Source organism: Sphingobium sp. LMC3-1-1.1 (assembly GCF_040676285.1).
In the GTDB taxonomy this organism is placed as follows: domain Bacteria; phylum Pseudomonadota; class Alphaproteobacteria; order Sphingomonadales; family Sphingomonadaceae; genus Sphingobium.
In genome coordinates this window covers 1-448 of record NZ_JBEGHQ010000063.1, presented here as the reverse complement: position 1 = coordinate 448, position 448 = coordinate 1, and the positions used below count along the sequence as shown (strand labels likewise).

General features: G+C 58.9%; 1 pseudogene. It reads left to right on the top strand.

The features are described 5' to 3' along the window. Positions 1–320 (top strand): annotated as a pseudogene (locus MRBLMC3_RS19980) (DNA alkylation repair protein); the annotation flags it as partial. Positions 321–448: the final 128 nt, after the last annotated feature.

Below are 448 nucleotides of genomic sequence, written 5' to 3'. Positions count from 1 at the left end.
TTGAGCCTCAGGTTGTGCGTCTGGGCGAAACAATCGCTGTCGATGCCGAACTCCTGTCGACTTCCCCCGATAATCAACGCCTGGTCGTCGATTATCGCGTCCACTATGCGCGTGCCGGCGGCAAGACCGCGGCCAAAGTTTTCAAGCTGAGGACATTTGACCTTTCCGCCGGGCAATCCGTGAAGCTTGGACTACGCCAAGCTATCCGGGATTTCAGTACGCGGCGCCATCATCCCGGCCGCCACGAGGTCGAACTCATCATCAATGGACTGACCATGGCAAGCACTGCGTTCGACATCGCGAGCGATCCCGCCGCCTGAGGCAACCACAGCAGCCATCGGCCAGATTTGTCGCTCCCCCTTTTTCAGCGCGAGGCTGCTCAAGGGATTTAAACATTTGCTCGCAAGCGGCCTCGCTTAGGATCCGGCCACGCAGCCCTCGAAGACAT